The 17938-nt window shown below is 72.4% G+C and carries 23 protein-coding genes and 1 pseudogene; 16 read left to right on the forward strand and 8 right to left on the reverse strand.

The features are described from left to right. Positions 1-91: 91 nt before the first annotated feature. Positions 92-496: a thiol-disulfide oxidoreductase DCC family protein gene (locus tag BMY89_RS14690; protein WP_092380542.1), complete on the forward strand. Its 405-nt coding sequence runs from the start codon at positions 92-94 to the stop codon at positions 494-496. A gap of 2 nt (positions 497-498) precedes the next feature. Here BMY89_RS14690 and BMY89_RS14695 read toward each other — a convergent pair whose 3' ends face one another. The 3 genes from BMY89_RS14695 to trxA all read right to left on the reverse strand — a co-directional run bounded on the left by BMY89_RS14695 (position 499) and on the right by trxA (position 2405). Continuing rightward, positions 499-1470 (reverse strand): HTTM domain-containing protein, encoded by a 972-nt coding sequence (locus BMY89_RS14695; RefSeq protein ID WP_111313825.1) that lies wholly within the window; start codon positions 1468-1470, stop codon positions 499-501. After that, positions 1467-1907, reverse strand: coding sequence for a hypothetical protein (locus BMY89_RS14700; RefSeq protein ID WP_092380817.1), 441 nt, complete (start codon positions 1905-1907; stop codon positions 1467-1469). Before BMY89_RS14700 ends, BMY89_RS14695 begins: the two co-directional genes overlap by 4 nt. A 135-nt stretch (positions 1908-2042) precedes the next feature. Continuing rightward, entirely contained in the window at positions 2043-2405 is a 363-nt protein-coding gene (gene trxA, locus BMY89_RS14705) for a thioredoxin (protein WP_092380818.1), read from the reverse strand. A 608-nt stretch (positions 2406-3013) separates the two neighbouring features. On the opposite strand from trxA, the gene BMY89_RS14710 reads away from it, so the two are divergent. The 11 genes from BMY89_RS14710 to BMY89_RS14755 all read left to right on the forward strand — a co-directional run bounded on the left by BMY89_RS14710 (position 3014) and on the right by BMY89_RS14755 (position 11502). Continuing rightward, entirely contained in the window at positions 3014-3529 is a 516-nt protein-coding gene (locus BMY89_RS14710) for a MaoC family dehydratase (RefSeq protein ID WP_092380543.1), read from the forward strand. 142 nt (positions 3530-3671) lie between these two features. Beyond that, a complete protein-coding gene (locus BMY89_RS14715; protein ID WP_092380544.1) occupies positions 3672-4148 on the forward strand; it encodes a hypothetical protein in 477 nt (158 codons plus the stop codon). Positions 4149-4216: 68 nt separating this feature from the next. Continuing rightward, positions 4217-4840 (forward strand): TrmH family RNA methyltransferase, encoded by a 624-nt coding sequence (locus tag BMY89_RS14720; protein ID WP_092380819.1) that lies wholly within the window; start codon positions 4217-4219, stop codon positions 4838-4840. 186 nt (positions 4841-5026) lie between these two features. Then, entirely contained in the window at positions 5027-5710 is a 684-nt protein-coding gene (locus tag BMY89_RS14725) for a TFIIB-type zinc ribbon-containing protein (protein WP_332455098.1), read from the forward strand. A 115-nt stretch (positions 5711-5825) separates the two neighbouring features. Next, positions 5826-5984 (forward strand): hypothetical protein, encoded by a 159-nt coding sequence (locus tag BMY89_RS30385; protein WP_007455302.1) that lies wholly within the window; start codon positions 5826-5828, stop codon positions 5982-5984. A 6-nt stretch (positions 5985-5990) separates the two neighbouring features. After that, the gene (locus BMY89_RS14730) at positions 5991-6866 is read left to right on the forward strand and encodes a PH domain-containing protein (RefSeq protein WP_092380546.1); all 876 of its coding nucleotides are present in this window, start codon (positions 5991-5993) and stop codon (positions 6864-6866) included. A 111-nt stretch (positions 6867-6977) separates the two neighbouring features. After that, positions 6978-7757: a SigE family RNA polymerase sigma factor gene (locus tag BMY89_RS14735; RefSeq protein WP_092380547.1), complete on the forward strand. Its 780-nt coding sequence runs from the start codon at positions 6978-6980 to the stop codon at positions 7755-7757. Positions 7758-7813: 56 nt separating this feature from the next. Continuing rightward, on the forward strand, positions 7814-9016 hold the full coding sequence (locus tag BMY89_RS14740; protein ID WP_092380548.1) for a hypothetical protein: 1203 nt from the start codon (positions 7814-7816) through the stop codon (positions 9014-9016). Continuing rightward, complete coding sequence (locus BMY89_RS14745) at positions 9009-9869, forward strand: PHP domain-containing protein (protein WP_092380549.1); 861 nt, start codon at positions 9009-9011, stop codon at positions 9867-9869. The genes BMY89_RS14740 and BMY89_RS14745 overlap by 8 nt, the downstream gene beginning before the upstream one ends. A 40-nt stretch (positions 9870-9909) precedes the next feature. Next, positions 9910-10521 carry a MarC family protein gene (locus BMY89_RS14750; protein WP_092380550.1) on the forward strand — a complete coding sequence of 204 codons (612 nt, stop codon included), beginning with the start codon at positions 9910-9912 and terminating at the stop codon, positions 10519-10521. 138 nt (positions 10522-10659) lie between these two features. Beyond that, positions 10660-11502 (forward strand): RecB family exonuclease, encoded by an 843-nt coding sequence (locus tag BMY89_RS14755; protein WP_372433286.1) that lies wholly within the window; start codon positions 10660-10662, stop codon positions 11500-11502. Positions 11503-11518: 16 nt separating this feature from the next. On the opposite strand, the gene BMY89_RS14760 is transcribed toward BMY89_RS14755, so the two are convergent. Together BMY89_RS14760 and BMY89_RS14765 are read right to left on the reverse strand one after the other, a co-directional pair. After that, on the reverse strand, positions 11519-12373 hold the full coding sequence (locus BMY89_RS14760) for an oxygenase MpaB family protein (protein ID WP_092380552.1): 855 nt from the start codon (positions 12371-12373) through the stop codon (positions 11519-11521). A 40-nt stretch (positions 12374-12413) separates the two neighbouring features. Then, positions 12414-12842, reverse strand: a complete 429-nt coding sequence (locus tag BMY89_RS14765; protein ID WP_092380553.1) for a Fur family transcriptional regulator — start codon at positions 12840-12842, stop codon at positions 12414-12416. A 197-nt stretch (positions 12843-13039) separates the two neighbouring features. On the opposite strand from BMY89_RS14765, the gene BMY89_RS14770 reads away from it, so the two are divergent. Further along, a complete protein-coding gene (locus BMY89_RS14770) occupies positions 13040-13525 on the forward strand; it encodes a DUF2231 domain-containing protein (protein WP_092380554.1) in 486 nt (161 codons plus the stop codon). Between the two features lie 50 nt (positions 13526-13575). Here the strand turns inward: BMY89_RS14770 and BMY89_RS14775 are convergent, their stop codons facing one another. Further along, positions 13576-13989, reverse strand: a complete 414-nt coding sequence (locus tag BMY89_RS14775) for a hypothetical protein (protein WP_092380555.1) — start codon at positions 13987-13989, stop codon at positions 13576-13578. A gap of 315 nt (positions 13990-14304) precedes the next feature. On the opposite strand from BMY89_RS14775, the gene BMY89_RS30390 reads away from it, so the two are divergent. Together BMY89_RS30390 and BMY89_RS30915 are read left to right on the forward strand one after the other, a co-directional pair. Further along, positions 14305-14478 (forward strand): hypothetical protein, encoded by a 174-nt coding sequence (locus tag BMY89_RS30390; protein ID WP_170147694.1) that lies wholly within the window; start codon positions 14305-14307, stop codon positions 14476-14478. Between the two features lie 82 nt (positions 14479-14560). Continuing rightward, the gene (locus BMY89_RS30915; RefSeq protein WP_232521341.1) at positions 14561-14797 is read left to right on the forward strand and encodes a hypothetical protein; all 237 of its coding nucleotides are present in this window, start codon (positions 14561-14563) and stop codon (positions 14795-14797) included. A 62-nt stretch (positions 14798-14859) separates the two neighbouring features. On the opposite strand, the pseudogene BMY89_RS31470 reads toward BMY89_RS30915, so the two are convergent. Next, a pseudogene (locus BMY89_RS31470) lies at positions 14860-15057 on the reverse strand (FmdB family zinc ribbon protein); the annotation flags it as partial. Further along, positions 15014-15679, reverse strand: coding sequence for a 5-formyltetrahydrofolate cyclo-ligase (locus BMY89_RS14785; protein ID WP_092380556.1), 666 nt, complete (start codon positions 15677-15679; stop codon positions 15014-15016). The pseudogene BMY89_RS31470 and the gene BMY89_RS14785, both read right to left, overlap by 44 nt. Before the next feature lie 85 nt (positions 15680-15764). Between BMY89_RS14785 and BMY89_RS14790 the strand changes: the two genes are divergently transcribed. After that, a complete protein-coding gene (locus BMY89_RS14790; RefSeq protein ID WP_092380821.1) occupies positions 15765-17933 on the forward strand; it encodes a diguanylate cyclase in 2169 nt (722 codons plus the stop codon). Positions 17934-17938: the final 5 nt, after the last annotated feature.

Genomic DNA, 17938 nt, shown 5'->3' on the forward strand with positions numbered 1-17938 from the left:
GCCACCATTCGAACACACGTACGATCGGTGTGCAAGTGACGCACCGGACACCCACGCGTCGACCGGTGCACGCCGGGGGAGGATGGGAGGCATGGAGAGGTCGACCTTCGTCTACGACGGGGACTGCGCGTTCTGCACCCGCTGCGCGGAGTTCATCGAGCGCCGGATCCCGACCGGCGCCCACGTGGTGCCCTGGCAGTTCGCCGACCTGGACCGGCTCGGGTTGACCGAGGCCGAGTGCGAGGAGGCGGTGCAGTGGGTGGGGCGCGACGGCACCCGCGCCGCCGGCCCGGACGCCATCGCGGCGCTGCTCGGCGACAGCGGCCGGCTCTGGCGGGCCGCCGGGGCCGGGCTCCGGTTCCCGCCGGTACGCGCTGCCGCCTGGCCCGCGTACCGCTGGGTGGCCCGCAACCGGCACCGGATGCCCGGCGGCACGGCCGCCTGCTCGCTGCCGCAGGAGACCCGGGACCGCCTCTACGGCCCGTCGGGCAGCTGAACCTAAGGCGTGACCGGACCGGGGATCGGCTCGCCCCCGACGAGCGGTACGTCCGGCTGCTTGGCGTCGTCGAGCGGTACGCGATCGGGTCCGGCGTCGGTGTCGCCGCCCAGGACCGGTGGGGCCACGACGCCGGTGCCCCGCCCGGACCGGCGGACCAGTAGCCGCCGCACCGTGACGACCGGGCGGACCCGTTCCAGGTGGAGGAAGCTGGTCATGGCGACCAGGTGCGGTGCGAACGAGATGGTAATGGTCGCGATGGTGACCAGGTGGAACGAGTAGAAGAAGCCGACCATTGCGTGCCGCCAGCGTTCGGGCAGCACGAAGATCACCGGGCTGAGCAGCTCGAAGGCGAGGATGCCGAACTGGGCGACGAGCAGCAGGTGCGGCACCTGGGCGATCAGGTCGGCCAGCTCGGTGCCGCGCCGGATGATCGCCTTCGCCAGCACCGAGCCGGTCGCCCAGTCCAGCCCGCCGAAGCGGAACTTCGCCAGGGCGGCGAGAAAGTAGGTGCAGATGACCGCGATCTGGGTGACCCGCAGGGCCCAGCCGCCGGCCTCGCTCCTGGTCGGATCGCCGTGCCGGGCCCGGCCCACGGTGGGAAGCACCGCCAGCGCGACGAGTAGGGCGAACCGGTCGTGGTCCACCTTCCCGTAGCTCATCGCGATGATCATCCACTCGAGGTAGAGCGCGAAGACCGTCCAGCCGAGCAGCCGGGGGGCCCGTCCGGTGGCTGCCAGCAGGGCGAGCAGCAGCAGCGCCCAGAAGATCGCGCCCACCAGCGTTGAGGTGGGGGTGGGCAGCGGCAGTACCCGTCCGACGAAGAGTGGCTGGTAGAGGTCGCCGGGCACGTCGACGCGGGCGCGTACCCATGGGGTGAAGATGACCAGGTCGGCGGCGACGAAGAGGTAGACCAGGGTGCGGAAGGCGGCGACGCGGCCTCGGGGCACCGCCTCGGTCAGCCAGCGGCTCACGGCGTGACTTCCCAACGCACCACGGTCTCGTCGGCCCACCGGCCGGTGGGCCGACGGTCGGTGATGTCGTGCCAGCGGATCACGATTCTGACCTCGGCCAGCGCTGGAGCCTCGGGGTTGCGTCGGGCGTACGCCTCGGCGACCTCCCGCAGCCGGTCAGGTTCGGCGACGTAGTGGCTCTGCTGGCCTTCGATCTCGGCCCGCCGGATGCCGGTCGCACCCTCGCCGAGGTCGACCAGGTTGCCGGCGTGGTCCACACCTTCGACCCGGGTGTCCGGGGCGTCCGCGTCGGCCGGGTCGGAGGTGGAGTACATCCGGAAGGGGCCGAACGGGAAGTGGTCGTCCTGGCCCCAGATGGTGCCGGCGAGCAGGACGGCGAGGCCGAGTGCCGTGACTCCCACCCGGATCGTGCGGCCGCGGCCCGTCAGCGCTTCCATCGCGTTGAGAAGATACGGCACGCGTGGTGGCCGGTGGAGTCCGATCGGCGGTGCCGTGTCCGACCTGTGACGAGCGTGGCCGACCAGGACGCCGGTGGCCCGGGCCCGAATGCGGGCCCGGGCCACCCGGTGGCGTCAGTGCTTGTGGTCGGCGAGCTTCTTGCGTACGTCGTCCATGTCGAGGGCGCGGACCTGCTCGATGAGGTTCTCCAGGGCGGAATCCGGCAGCGCGCCCGGCTTGGCGAAGACGATCACGCCGTCGCGGATCGCCATGATGGTCGGGATGGACCGGATGTCGAACTTGGCGGCGACTTCCTGCTGCGCCTCGGTGTCCACCTTGCCGAAGGTGATGTCGGAGTGCTTCTCGGAAGAGCGCTCGTAGACCGGGGCGAACCGCTTGCAGGGACCGCACCATTCGGCCCAGAAGTCAACCAGCACGATGCCGTCGCTTTCGGTCACCTGGTCGAAGTTAGCCGTGGTCAGCTCGACGGTTGCCATCTGAATCTCTCCGATCACGCGGAACAGCTACGTCTGGTGAAACCGGTGCGTACCCCGTCGCATTCCCGCCGGGGTGCCACCGAAACCCTGGGCAGGGTCCCGCTGGGTGCTTTGTCCGCATCGATCACCGTCGGTGCCAGGGGGCCTCCGCAGAACGCAAATGCACGTCGCAATTGCGTAACCAGGCGTGATGGGAGCGTTTCCAATGAGATCAACCCATTGTCGCGCTACGAGTTGGTAACTTCCGTGCTGACGAGCGCCTATTCGACCTGCGGAGATCGCCTTTTGGCCGATGATCAGTGACTCTGTGTAATGTAACAAAAAGATAAATGTGACCTCGGTCTCTGTGCAGTCGGACACCCGTACGGCAGAATCTTGAAGCATCAGAGCGTGGGCGGCGGGTGCCGGGGAGGGCCCCGCCGCTCATTGCGTCCGGCCTCGGTCGGCGCCCGCCGGAACCGCCTGTCGCGCCCGCTCCGGCCAGCCCACCGCAGCAGGACCCCCGGTCGGTGTGACTTTTCGCCACCGTCCGCGCCCCGCGACCTTCCTTAACCTTCGATAAGGCATGCTGTGCCGAACTCCATCGCCTCCCGTCGAAGGGGACCAGGATGCAGTTCGGCCGCTACTACGAGGAGTTCGAGGTCGGCGCGGTCTACCGGCACTGGCCGGGTAAGACGGTCACCGAGTACGACGACCATCTGTTCTGCCTGCTCACCATGAACCACCACCCCCTGCACCTGGACGCGCACTACGCCGAGTCGGCGAGTCAGTTCAAGCGCAACGTGGTGGTCGGCAACTACATCTACTCGCTCCTGCTCGGCATGTCCGTGCCCGACGTCAGCGGCAAGGCGATCGCCAACCTGGAGATCGAATCGCTGCGGCACGTCGCACCGACCTTCCACGGCGACACGATCTACGGCGAGACCACGGTGCTGGACAAGCGCGAGTCCTCCTCCAAGCCCGACCGGGGCGTGGTGGCGGTCCAGACCCGTGGCTACAACCAGGACGGCACGCTGGTCTGCGTCTTCCGGCGCAAGGTGATGGTCCCGAAGCGGGAGTACGCGACGGCCGCCGTGCCCGAGGGCGTCGACCCGGAGCGGCCCAGCTTCCCCGAACCCCGCTGACGGCGTACGGGTACCGCCCGGCCGGGCTTCCGGCGGGCCACTCGGGGCCGTCCGCCGGTCGCCACGGCACGCCGTAGCGGGTTCGCGCCGGAGAGGCACCGGCCCGCGCCGGGGCACATATGCTGGCGCCGGAGGTGGCGGCATGAGTGAACGCGGCGGACGCGGCATCACCACCACGGCCTTTTCCGCCACCGAATGGGACCTGCTCACCAGCCTGCCCGGCCGGGTGGTCGTGGCGACCGCCCAGCCCGGCCCCGGGCGACCGCACCGAGGTGTGGCCGCCGGCCTGGCCGGTCTGGACGCGATGGCCGCCGGTCGAGCCTTCGACAGCGACCTGGTCCGGGCGGTGGTGTCCACGATCTACGCCCGGCACGACGGCGCGTCCGCACCGGTGGCCCAACTCGCCGACCTGGTGGATGTGCTCGCCGCCTGCCGGGCTGTGGTGCGGGTACTCGACCGCCGCGCCGACCCGGCTGACTCGGCGGCGTACCGGCAGTGGGTGCAGTCGGTGGCGGCCCGGGTCTGTCGCACCGCGTCGGAGGTGGTGCCGGGCGGCGCGCTGGCCCCCGCCGACCGTCGCTTCCTCGACCGGCTGGGCGGCGCGCTCGACCTGGGCTGAGCGCTGCCCGGGTTCGCCGGTCGGATACCTGGCGTCGGCCGTGCTGGTGGGGCGTAACCTGCGTGACCGTGACCGCTGAGCAGCTCGACGTCGGTGTGGGACCCTGGCCCGGAGACCCGCCGGACGACCCCCGCTACGACCCGGAGCTGCTCGCCGAGGGCGACCGGCGCAACGTCGTCGACCGCTACCGCTACTGGCGGCGCGAGGCGGTCGTCGCCGACCTCGACCGGCGGCGCCACGACTTCCACGTGGCGATCGAGAACTGGCAGCACGACCTCAACATCGGCACGGTGGTGCGCAACGCCAACGCCTTCCTCGCCGCCGAGGTGCACATCGTGGGCCGGCGGCGGTGGAACCGGCGGGGCGCCATGGTGACCGATCGCTACCAGCACGTACGTCACCACGAGACGATCGAGCAGTTCGTCGCGTGGGCGGGGGAGCAGGCCCTGCCGCTGGTCGGGATCGACAATCTGCCCGGCTGTCGTCCGCTGGAGACCACCACGCTGCCCCGGCGGTGCGTACTGGTGTTCGGTCAGGAGGGCCCGGGCCTCTCCGACGCCGCACGGGCCGCCTGCGACCAACTCTTCTCCATCGCCCAGTACGGCTCGACCCGCTCCATCAACGCGGGTGTGGCGAGCGGAATCGCCATGCACGCCTGGATCCGCACCCACGCCGACCCCCCTCCCCCCTGATCCCACCTCGACCTGCCTCAGGTTGATCATGGGGTTGTCGTCGCGACACGCCGGGCGGTGTCCGACGATCTCATGATCAACCGGGGGTGGTGCGAGGGCGCCGGGAGGGATGTGGATTGAGGGAATGGGGTTGCTCCGCTTGACGGGGGGCCGGCGCGGGGCGACGGTGGAGTGGTGACTGTTGCGGTGAGTTGTCCCAGATGTGGTGGGTCGGTGCGGGGACCGGACCTGATGCACGCCGAGTCCCGCTGCCCCGACTGCGGGCCGGTCGCACCACTGCACGTACCGGAGCACATCGGCGCGGAGATCATGGCCAGCGTGGTCGACCACATCCAGGCCGCCGCGCAGCCGAGCCGGCCGACGGTTCCGCTGTGGTGCCCGTGGCCGCTGCCGCCGGGTTGGACCACGACCGGCGTGGCGTGGGCCGGCGATGATCGACTCGGGGTGCGTGCCACGGTGGTCGCCTGTGCCGGCCCCGAGCCGCTCGGCGGTGGGCCGGCGGACCTGGTCTTCGTGGCCGAGGAGCCGGGGGTGGGCCTGGGTGCTCGGTACGCCGGGGTGCCCGGGCCGGACGCCGGGCCGGAGTTGGCCGAGGCGTTGACCGACCCGGGGCCTGGGCATCCGGGCCATGTCGGACGCGCGGGGATCAAGGTGGCCGGCCACCCGACTCCACTGTGGCTGGTGAATTCGCTGACAGATCGAAGCGCGTACGCCGGCGAAGCTCGGGGAATGTGGCTCTATGCGATAGCCTGGCCGGCGAGTGCGGGGCATCTGCTCGCGGAGGACGTGCTGCTGCACGACCTGGTCGAGTGGACGCCACCCGAGCTCGTGTACGGCGCACCATCTCCTTACCTGCACGGGAAGGCCTGACAAGCCCCCGGAATGTCGGAGAACGGACGCAGATATTCACGGTAAGACACCACGCTGATACTCTGGGTGCCGCTGCGGTAATGGGACCCGGCGCCGCGCGAGAGGATGGCCCGCCATGGTCAAGAAGGTCCTCACCTGGGCCGGAATCGCATTCTTGATCTTCTTCGTCGCCTACCGGCCAAATTCTGCCGCGGACGTGTTCAAGTCGCTGGGTGGCGGCATCATGGACATCGCCCAAGGCTTCGGCGACTTCTTCACGTCACTGGTCGCCTAGCCTCCGATGGGAAGCCCCTCCGGCCCACCCTTCGATCCCGACGACCCGGACCGGGCACGCCGGGAACGCGACACCGAACCGATCCCCCGGATCGATCCAGACGACGGTCCGGGCTACGGTACCGGCCCCCGTCTTTCCGACGGTCCGTCCTTCTCCGACGACGCCGGATACGGCGACGGTCCGGCCTACGCCGGTGAGGCTCGGTCGGGGCGGGCCTGGGCGCGTGACCCGGAGGCCGGCTACCTGCCTCCGCAGATCTCCGAGGAGGAGCTTGCCGGGCTGCGTGCCGACGCGAGCGGTTCCGCACCCCGGCGGGTGCTGCCGCTGGAGGACGAGCCCAGCTCGCTGGTGGCCCGCTACCTGTTCCCCACCGAGCGCTACCGGGGCGAGTGGAAGCGGCACTGGATTCACCTCATCACCCCGGTCCTGATCGGGATCGCCGCCACGTTCGTGCTCGGCTATCTCTCCGGCTTCCTCGCCGGGCAGGATGTCGGCGCGCTCACCACGATCGCCGTCCTGCTCTGGTTCGGGGTGATGGGTTGGGTGGCGTGGCGGGTCGCCGACTGGTGGTATGACCGTTTCATCCTGACCAACAAGCGGGTCATGGTGGTCAACGGGATCATCACCCGGCGGGTCGCGATGATGCCGCTGGTCCGCGTCACCGACATGAAGTACGAGCAGACGCCGGCCGGGCGCGCGCTCAACTACGGCACCTTCGTGTTGGAGTCCGCCGGTCAGGAACAGGCGCTGCGCGAGGTCAAGAACCTGCCCAACCCCAACGAGCTCTACCTGCGTGTCGTCGAGGAGATGTACGAGCCGCAGGCGGTCGAGGCACGGTTGGGCAAGGAGCAGGACGAGGCCAAGGCCGACGACGGAGCCTGATAGAGCGGCTGAAACTTTTCGACCGATCATCGGCGATGTTGCGCACCTTCGTCCTCGACCCCCTGGTCCGCCTGTGGCAGGCTGCGGCAGGACCAGGCACGGAGGTGGCAGGTGGCCAGCAGCAACCCATTGGAAGAGGAGTTCCGTGACTTCGTCACGGCCCGTTCCGGGGCGCTGCTGCGGACCGCCTATCTGCTCACCGGCGACTGGGGGACCGCCGAGGATCTGCTGCAGACCGCGCTGACCAAGACGTACCTGGCGTGGAAGCGCCTGGGTGGGATCGAGGCGCTTGAGCCGTACGCCCGCCGGGTCATGGTCAACACGTCGACGAGCTGGTGGCGGCGACGCTGGCATGGCGAGCGTCCGACCGCGGTCCTGCCCGAGCAGGCCGCCGTCGACGAGATCGAGCAGCGGCTGGATCGGGACGTGCTCTGGCGACACCTGCGGGCGCTGCCCGCTCGGCAGCGCGCGGTGCTGGTGCTGCGCTTCTACGAGGACATGTCGGAGGCGCAGACCGCCGCCCTGCTGGAGATCTCGCCCGGCACGGTCAAGAGCCAGACCTCCCGGGCGCTGGCCACGCTGCGCCGGCGGATCGGTGCGGAGGAGACCTTCGTGCCGGCCGCCCGCGCCACGTCCGGCCCGGGCCGGCCGGCCGACGTCCGGCCGGGCCGCGCTGTTCCCGACAAGGCACCGGTCGGTGGCCGACCCGCCGCTCCCGCGCCGCGCGGTACCGGCGGCCGTCGCGAGGCCGGAGCACCACCGCTGGCCGCGCCGCAGCCGGACGGTGCCCCGGCTGCGCCGCAGCCGGACGACGCCCGGACCGGGCCTCAGTCGGACAGTGCCCCGGCCGCGCCGCGGCCCGATGGTGCCCTGGTCGGAGAACGCCGGTGAGCGTCGTTTCCGGAGGTCGTGACAACCCGAGCGGTGTGCCGGGACGTTCATTGGACGTGCCGCAGAACCAGCTGGAAGATGCCGTTCGGGAGGAGTTGTCCCGGCGGGTGGCAGCTCCGCGCGCACTCACCGGCGATCCGGCGAGCGCGGTGATCGGGCGCGCCAACCGCATCCAACGTCGCCGCGCCGCAGCCGGGATGAGCCTGGCCGCGGTGGCGATCGTGCTGGTCAGTGCGGGCAGCATGCAACTGCGCGACGACCGGCCACCGACGGGCGGGTCGGTGGCCATCGGCGAGCCGGACCCACCGCCGGCCGTCACCCGGACCATCCCGCCGCCCGGGCCGAACACCATGACCCCGTTCGCCGAGGTCGACGTGGTGCTGGGCGAGATGATCGTCACCGCGCAGGGTCGGATGGTGCCGCTGCTCGGCACCGGCGACGTGGAGCGCGCGCATCGCCTCACCGACGGCCGTGGCTGGTTGGCCGTCGGTGCGCCGACCATCGCCGGGCGTGCCCTCTGGTCGGTGCGTCCGGACGGCACGGCACAGGTGCTGCTGGCCGGCGCCGACGAGATCATCCTGGATCCGGAGGGCCGGCGGGTCGCCTGGAAACAGGGGACCGTGCTGGCCGCCGCCGGGATCGTCAACGGCGAACTGGCCGACACCGTACGCGCCGAAGCGCCGGCCGAGGCGGTGCCGCAGCGCTTCGTCGACGACACCGTGCTGGTGCGGCTGGCGCCGGACCGCCCTGGGCACGTGTTGTGGGGCCTGAAACCCGGCCCACTCGATCAGGGCACCGACCGGGTCAGCACCCAGGTCTTCGATGCGCTGCCCGACGGGCGTCTGGTCGGCGAGGTAGCCGTGCCCGCCGGCCGGCCGGCCTGCCTGACCCTGCTCGACCCGGCACAGGGTCTCGCCCCGGCCGGACCGGACTGCGGGCCGGAAGTGGATGGCGACGGCCGTGGCTCGGTGTCACCGGACGGGCGTTGGCTGCTGGTCAACGGGCGATCCGGAGACCAGGAGTCGGCACTGCTGGTGGATCTGACGCGGCTCGACCGCTCCGCCGAGGCCCAGCCGGCCGGGCCCGCGATGACCGGCACCGTGGTCTGGAGCGCACCGGGTACGGCCTACTACGCCGACGCCGCCGGGGACCTGGTCCGGGTGGCCGTCGATCCGCTACGCACCAGTCGACCCGCCACCCCGGTCACCCTTGCGGGGCTCCCGTCCGGTGAGCTGCCGGTGGTGGTCAGCGGTGGCTGACCGGATCGACCTGCACACCCATTCCACCGCAAGCGACGGCACGCTCAGCCCGGCCGGGCTGGTCCGCGCCGCCGCCGAGGCCGGCCTCGACGTGGTGGCCATCACCGACCACGACACCACCGACGGCTGGCAGCCGGCGCTGCGGGCGCTGCCGTCCGGGCTGCGCCTGGTCCGTGGGGCGGAGCTGTCCTGCCGGTGGTACGGCGAGCAGCCGCCGGTCCCGCTGCACCTGCTGGCGTACCTCTTCGATCCGGACGCGCCGGAGCTGGTCGCCGAGTTGGCCCGGGTGCGGGCCGCCCGGGTGGCCCGCGGCGAGCGGATCGTGGCGCTGCTGCGCGCCGACGGTATCGACGTGAGCTGGCCGGAGATCCTGGCCGGGGCGGCCGGTGGCACGGTGGGCCGGCCGCACATCGCGCAGGCGCTGATCCGGGCCGGCCTGGTCGCCACCACCTCCGAGGCGTTCGGGCCGGACTGGCTGGGGGACCGGTACCGGCTGCCCAAGGAGGACATCGACGTCTTCCACGCCGTCCGGCTGATCCGGGCGGCCGGTGGGGTGCCCGTCTTCGCCCATCCCCGGGCCAGCCGGCGCGGCCGGATCGTGCCGGACGAGCTGATCGCCGAGCTGGCGACGGTCGGCCTGGTCGGTCTGGAGGCAGACCACGAGGACCACTCGCCCGCCGAGCGGGCACACGTACGCGGACTCGCCGCCGAGCTGGGGCTCCTGGTGACCGGCTCGTCGGACTTCCACGGCACTCACAAGACCGTCCAGCTGGGCGCGTTCACCACCGGCGTCGAGGCGTACGAGCGGATCGTCGCCGCCTCCTCCGGGGTGACCGGGGTCGCTTCGGGCTGACCCGGGGTTCGGGCCCGCCGGCCGCCGCTACGGTGACCGGGTGGATCTCAAGCTCTTCGGCGAGGTCTTCGTGACCCTGTTGGTGATCGTCGACCCGCCGGGCATGATGCCGATCTTCCTCGCGCTGACCGGCCCGCTGCCGGCTCGGGAACGCCACCGGGCCGCCTGGCAGGCGGTCGCGCTGGCGCTCGGCGTCATCGTGGTCTTCGCGGTGGCGGGCCAGACGCTCCTCGCCTACCTGCACGTCGACCTGCCGGCGTTGCAAGCGGCGGGAGGGTTGCTGCTGATCCTGGTCGCGTTGGAGCTGCTGACCGGCAAGGCCGACGACCCGACCAAGCAGGCCACCGCCAACATCGCCCTGGTTCCGCTGGGTACGCCGCTGCTGGCCGGGCCCGGCGCGATCGTGGCGACGATGCTCTTCGTCCAGCAGGCCGACCGGACGGTCGACTACACCGCCATCGCCGCCGCGATCGTTGCGGTGATGCTGACGGTCTGGATCGTGCTGCGCTTCTCCGGCGGGATCGTGAAGGTCCTGCGGCCGGGCGGGATCGAGGTGCTCACCCGGATCGCCGGCCTGCTGTTGGCCGCGATCGCCGTGCAGCTCATCGCGGACGCGATCGCCGCGTTCGTCGTGCAGTACAGCGGCGGCTGACCCGGGTTGGTGGGTCTGTCGGGGGTGGATGGCAGGATCGCAGTTGTGCGACGAGCCTCCCCAGCCGGACGACCCGCCGCCGGTGGCCGCCCGCCCCGGCCCCGCGACGCGCAGCCCGAGCAGCTCGGTTTCGAGGGCATGCCGGAGCGGCTCTTCGTCTGCACCCCGAGCAAACTGGGTGCCTACGAGGACTGCCCCCGGCGCTACCGCTACTCCTACGTCGACCGGCCGGCACCGCCGAAGGGGCCACCGTGGGCGCACAACTCGCTCGGCGCCAGCGTGCACACCGCCCTGAAGAACTGGTTCGCACTGCCCGCCGACCGGCGGCGGCCGGAGGTGCTGCCGACGCTGCTCAAGGGCGTCTGGGTTCGGGACGGCTACCGCGACGACGAGCAGGAGCGCGACGCCTACCGTCGGGCGCTTGCCTGGCTGGAGGCTTACGTCGGCGGGCTGGATCCCACCGACGAGCCGGTCGGGGTGGAGCGGGTGGTGGCGGTGAAGACGGGGGTGCTGGCGTTCAACGGCCGCACCGACCGGATCGACTCGCGACCCGGCCCGCACGGCCCGGAGCTGGTCATCGTCGACTACAAGACCGGCCGCACCGGGCTGGATGGCGACGACGCGAGAGGCTCGCAGGCGTTGGCGCTCTACGCGTACGCGGCCGAGCGGGTGTTCCGCCGGCCGTGCCGCCGGGTCGAGCTGCACCACCTGCCCAGCGGCACGATCGCCGGGCACGAGCACACCGTCGAGTCGTTGGCGCGGCAGGTGACCCGGGCCGAGGCGGCCGCCCGCGACATCATGGCCGCCGAACGGTCGGTCGCCGAAGGCGGTGACGCGGACGACGCCTTCCCGACCGCAGCCGGGCCGCGCTGCGCCTGGTGCGACTTTCGGCGCCACTGTCCGGCGGGCTCAGCGATGCCAGGCAAGGAGCCGTGGGCCGCGGTAGAGCGCTTCGCCGGGCCGCCCGCAGCGCAGGACTGACGCCAGCCGGTAGTGCTCAGCCGGTCTCGGTCAGCTGGGCGGCCCGTTCCTTGGCGGTGCGCTGCATCGGGCCTTCCCGCCAGTCGCGGGGCAGCGCGGTGAGGGCGAGCCGGAGCGCGCGTACCGTCACGTCCGCCGACAGGGCGGTGGTCGGCAGACCCAACCCACCGTAGAGCCGCCGGGCCCACGCCGGCAGCAGTGCGAACGCGGTCGCGGCGACCCCCAGGTACGCCCACCGGGGTGGCCCGAGGTTGAGCCCGACCCGGGCGGGCAGGTTGAGCTTCCAGGGCAGCGGCGGGACGCTCAGGAACAGGGCGGTCTCGGCGGCCTCCCGGGTCATCCGCAGCTCAGGCCGGGTCAACCGGTAGTACTCGGCCACCTCGTCGGCGGTGCCGGGCACCGTCTCCGGGTCCAGCCCGACCAGGGCGGCTGCGCGGCGCTGTTCGGTGTAGTAGCGGTCCACCTCGGCGGCATCCAGTCGTACGCCGGCCCGGCGGGCGGTGTCGAGGAACGACTCCACCTCGGTGACGTGCACCCAGCGCAGCAGGTCGGGTTCGTCGATCCGGAACCGCTCGCCGGTGGCCTTGTCGACCGCGGTCATCCGGGCGTGCCGCCGGCGCAGCCGAAGCCCGGCCTGCTCCGCCTCGGCGGTGGTGCCGTAGACGGTGGTCCCCACGTAGTCGGCGGTGCGGATCAGCCGGCCCCAGGCGTCGTGGCGGTAGTTGCTGTTCTGGGCCACCCCGGCCATCGCCCGTGGGTGCAGCGCCTGAAGGTAGAGAGAGCGCAGTCCGGCGACGAAGAGGATGGGCTCCTCGTGCAGCTTCCAGGTGACCGAACCTGGGCCGAACAGGCCGACGTCGACGGTTTCCACTGGTCAAGCGTGCCACGCCCGGCCAGGTCCGGCCCGATGATCAGTTGTCGGCGCTACGACGGGCCTGGCAGGAGGGGCACCGGCCCCAGAAGGTCACTTCCGCCTCGTCGATCTGGAAACCGTGGGCTGTGTCCGGATCGAGACAGGGGGCGCTGCCGACGGTGCAGTCGATGTCCGCGATCTCGCCGCAGCCCCGGCACACCACGTGGTGGTGATTGTCGTCGACCCGGGCCTCGTAGCGGGCGGGGCTTCCGGCCGGCTCGATCCGGCGGGACAGCCCGGCCCGGGAGAGCGCGCCCAGCACGTCGTAGACCGCCTGGGTGGAGACGGAGTCGAGCCGCTCCCGTACCCGTCGGGTGATCTCGTCGACCTCCAGGTGGCCGCCCTCGGCCAGCACGTCGAGCACGGCGAGGCGCGGTCGGGTGACCCGCAGGCCCCTCGACCGGAGCAGGTCCGCACGGCTGGACATGCGTCAATGACAGCATGGTCGCCCTGGCGCGACAACCAACGACCGGGAATCGGTGACGGCGGCCACGGCCGGGCCGACCCGCGGGCACCCCGCTGAACCCGGGCGGTCGCCGATGCGTGTGATGAAACGGGTCCTGGGCTGATCAACCAGCGGCCCGTACGCTGACATCCCGCGATCATCCAACCCCGGAGGTGCCGATGTTCGAGAAGGTGCTGGGCCTGCCCGTGCACGTGTTGGTCGTGCACGCGGTCGTCGTGTTCGTGCCGCTGCTGGTGCTGCTCGCCCTCGCGTACATCGCGTTGCCCCGGTTCCGGTCCCGGCTGGACTGGGCGGTGGCCATCCTGGCGGTGGTGGCGCCGATCACGGCGTTTGTTGCCACCCAGTCCGGCGATGCGCTTCAGGCGCGGCAGATCGCGCGGGGTTTCTCCGGTGAGATCCTGGACAAGATCAACGACCATGGCTCGTACGGCGAGATGCTGTTCGCGCTCACGCTGGGGCTGGCCCTGGCGGTGATCCTGCTGCTGGTGGCGACCAGCGGGCACCCGCGGGCGCCGAAGCTACCGCGTTGGGTGCCTCCGGTGCTGTCGGTCGTGGTGGTGGGGCTGGGTGTCGCCGCTCTGATCTACGTCTGGCTCACCGGTCACTCCGGCAGCGAGATGGTCTGGGGCAACACCTTCGAGTAGGCCACGCCCCGCCGACGGGCCGGGTGCCCGCCGGCGGGTCGGGTGCCGGCTCAGAAGAGCGCCCGGACGCAGAGCAGACAGCCAAGGACCAGCAGGACGGCACCGGCGACCGCGCCGATGGCCCAGGTCACCCGCTGCGCCCGCTGCTCCCGCGCGTCCAGCGCCCCCATGTCCTGGTGGGGCAGGTGGCGAGGCGGCGCCGCCTGTAGATGCACCGGTGGCCGCCAACCTGCCGGCGGCGCGGTGGTCGGCGGCGGTCCGTTGTACCCACCCGGGCCGGTCGGCCTCGGCCCGGGCGGCTGGCTGGGCGTGGCGAGTGGGCTCGGCGCGGGCGCCGGGCTGGGCGTGGCGAGTGGGCTCGGCGCGGGTTGGTGATCCGCCGGGGTGCTCGACGTGGAACCGTCGCCGCTTTCGGGCCGGCGCCACGGATCGTCGGAGGCCGGGCCGGGGCGGGGGGTCGTCACGCCGTCCGACGCTACCAACGACCCCCGCTGCCGCGCGTCAGGCCGCGCCGCGCGGGACACGTCCGCGCCGCGCGGAACGTGCTCCCCACGCTGATCCCGACCGCGACCGGTGAGCTGCCGGCGAGTTCCCGGAGGCCCCGGCGAGGCTCCCGGGAAGTCTCCATGTTCCTCATCGCCGTGATTTCACACCGAAGTAAATATTTCAGGGTGACATCACGGCGGCGAGAAGTGCTGCCTCGGCCGGTCGACACCGGGGATACCGCACCAATCTCAGTCGCCTGTCCCGGTGTTGCGGCTGCGTTACCCTTGCCGATCGTGACCATCCAAGACCCCGGCGGCCGGGGCGACGAGGATCGCTCGGTCGACCTCAGCGACGACTTCGTGGTGCTGCCCGAGCAGACCGCCGACGACACCGATCAGGGGTGGGGTGAGCGGGCCGGCGGCAACGACGACTGGCTGCTCGCCGAGCGCCCACCGCACTGGGACTGACCGGCCGACTGTCATCGGTCACCGCCGCGCGACCCGGTGGCCCCGCCCGGCACTGCGCCGGGCTGGGCGGAGGGGTCAGGAGGTGCTGGCCGCGGCCGGCGACTTGCTCGCGCCGCCACCGGAGGAACCCGAACCCCCCGACGAACCGCTGCCGGAGCCGGCCGGGGCGGAACCGGACGACGAGGTGTTCGAGCTGGGCGAGCCGGAGGACGACGATTCGGACTTGCTCGTGGAGCTGCCCGAGCCGGCGTCCGAGCCGGACGAGCCGGACGAGCCGGACGAGCCGGAGGTGCTGGCGGCGCGGGAGTCGGTGCGGTAGAAACCCGAACCCTTGAACACGACGCCGACGGAGTTGAACAGCTTCCGCAGCCGCCCCTCGCACGCCGGGCAGTCGGTCAGCGGCTCGTCAGAGAAAGACTGCACCGCCTCGAGCTGGTGACCGCACGCGGTGCAGGCGTACTGGTACGTGGGCACGTTCTCCTCCGGGTCTGACACGGCCGGTTGGCACTCGACGTATTCGAGTGCCAATGGTGCGTCATCGGCCCCCGGTTCGTCCAGCGGAAGTGTGGGGCACGACACCCGAGAGTGCTGTCAGGGGCTGCAGGCCGCCGGTCGGGGTGACCACCGCACGGACCGGCCGGTCGTGCGGCTCGGCGGGCAACGCCTCCACCAGCTCACCGTCGTGCAGTGGCACCACGGTGAGGACGCCCGCCGGCACCCGCGCCAGAGCCCGGTCGTACGAGCCGCCGCCCCGACCCAGACGCACGCCCCGGCGGTCCACGCCGAGCGCGGGCACCACGACCAGTTCGGCCGTGGCGATCGCGGTGCGCCCCAGCCGAGGGCCGGCCGGCTCGCGGATGCCCCGCCCCGCGGCGATCATCGCCGCCGGGCCGGCCCAGACGGCCCAGTCCAGATCCAGGTCGTCGCGGAGCACCGGCAGCAGCAGTCGTCCACCGGCGGGCAGCGCGTCGGCGAGCACCGCCGGCAGGTCCGGGCCGCCGGGCTCGCCGCCGACCGGCGCGTACGCGGCGACCCGGTCCGGTCGCAGCCGGCGTACCAGGGCGGTCAGCTCGGCCTGGACGCGCGCCGCGGCGCTCTGGCGCTCGGCTTCGGAGCGGGCCCGCCGGGCTGCGAGCAGCGCGACGCGCGCCTCCCGCTTCGCGTCATGTGTCACTTCCGCTCCCTCAGCAAATTCCGGCACGCAACACTCCTCACGCAACGCTCTCCTCGACGTCGCTCTGTGTCAACATCGCAGGCAACGGTCGCGCAACTTCCGGGGGGAAGTGTTGACGCTACGCGGGCGGTTGACCGCAGCCTTCCTGGCCGTGGCGTTCGGTCCGGTGCTGCTCGGCGCGGTCTTCGTCGCGTCCACCGTGACTGCGGTCGACCGCAGCCGCGCCACCGAACGGTTGGCGGTGGCCGCCACGGCGGTGCGTACCTCGATCGATGCTCTCTGCCAGCAGTTGCGGGCCGCCGCCGACGCGGTCGCCCTCACCGCGGACCACGCCGGTGCCGCGACGCAGGCGGTCAGCCGCGGGCTGGCCGCTGCGGTGCTGGTGACCGACGTGACCGGGCGGGTCAGCCACGCCACCCCGGACGCCCCACCGGCGCCCTGGCGGGACTGTGCCGCGCCGCAACCGCCCGGTGGGTCGGTCAGCGCCCTGGTGGTCCGGGTGGAGCTGCGCGACACCGCCGGCATGACGCTGGGTACGGTCGCCGCCGCCCAACCGGTCGACCCTGCGCTCATCGCGCGGCTCGCCGCGGTGACCGGAGTCGCGGTGACCCTGCTCGACGGTGCCAGCGGGCCCGCCCAGGTGGCGCACACCACCGAGTCCGCCGGTGGACGTGACGCGGTGCTCGCCGCCGCCGCGTCCCTGCCGGACGGACGGGTCAGCGGCACCACCGACGGCCGGTACGTGCGTCGGGCCGGCCCGACCACCGGGCAACCCCTGCCCCTGGTGCTCTCGGTGCCCAGCAACCAGCCGCCCGGCCTGCACGCCGTGCTGGTCGCCGTGGTGCTGCTGGCCGCACTTCTGGGGGTGGCGGCGGCCTGGCGGCTGGCCCGGGTGACCACCCGCCCGCTGGTGGAGTTGGCCGGCGCGGTGGACCGGGTCGCCGCCGGAGACCTCACCGCTCGGGTGCCGGTACGCAGCGGCGACGAGATCGGCCGGCTGGCTGTCGCCTTCAATCGGATGACCCGCGAGACCGGTGGCTACCTGGCGGCGCTGGCCAGCAGCCGGGACCAGCTGCGCGGGCACCTGGCGGTGCTCGGCGACACCCTGGCCAGCACCCACGACCTGCAACGGATCCTGCGGTTGATCCTGCACAGCGCGCTCGCCGCGACCGGCGCCCGGGCCGGGGCGGTGCTGCTCACCGAGCCGGGTGGCGTGCTCGTGGCGCAGTGCACCGAGGGGTTCGACGGGCGTTGGCCGGGTGCGGGTGCGGGTGCGCCGACCGTGCCGCTGGGTGGCGGCGTGGTCGGCACGGTCGCGGCGACCGGTCAACCTCGTCGGGGTCGGGTCGGCCCGGCACCGGCCGAGCCCGGCGACCCACCGTGCCGGACGTACATCGCGGTGCCGTTCGCGGCGCCTGCCGGACGCGGGGAACCCGGCTCGATCTCTGCGGCGGACGGTGACACCCCGGCGGAGCTGGCGTTGGGTGTGCTGGCCCTCTACGACCGGCTCGGCGGGGAGGAGTTCGACGACGACGACCTGATCACCCTGCGCACCTTCGCCGGGCACGCGGCGGTCGCCGTCGACAACGTCCGCGTCCACGAGGAGAACCAGCGGCTGTCGCTCACCGATCCGCTGACCGGGCTGTGGAACTACCGCTACCTGCGCGAGTCGCTGCGCCGGGAGGTGGAGCGGGCCAGCCGGTTCGGCCGGATGGTGAGCGTCCTCGTCCTCGACCTCGACCGGTTCAAGACGGTCAACGACACGTACGGCCACGCCGCCGGGGACACCGTGCTGGCCGAGTTCGCCCGCCGGGTACGCGGCGAGATCCGAGAGGTGGACCTCGCCTTCCGCCAGGGCGGGGAAGAGTTCGTGGTGCTGTTGCCGGAGACCGACGCCCGGGGCGCGACGATCGTCGCCGAGCGGCTCGGCGCGGCCGTCCGGGGTGCTCCGGTGGTCGTGGTGGGGCACACCGGGGTACGGGAGCCGATCCAGGTCACCGTCTCCATCGGCATCGCCGTCTTTCCCGACCACGCCGACACCGGCCCGCAGGTGCTCCAGGCAGCCGACGAGGCGTTGTACGCGGCGAAGGCCGCCGGTCGGGACACCTGGCGGGTGGCGTCGGCCCGGGAGGCGTCGGTCACCCGGGAGATGCCCGTACCGCCGGCGGCGCGCAGCCCCTCCGACGGGCTGCCCCGCGCCGGACCCGGCACCGGCAGAACCGGCCCGCCGGGCGGCGCGTCTTCTGGTCCTCACCCGCCGGGGCGCGGCCATGGCCGATAGTCTCG

Origin of the sequence: Micromonospora phaseoli, from assembly GCF_900109115.1 — a bacterium.
Lineage (GTDB): Bacteria > Actinomycetota > Actinomycetes > Mycobacteriales > Micromonosporaceae > Micromonospora > Micromonospora phaseoli.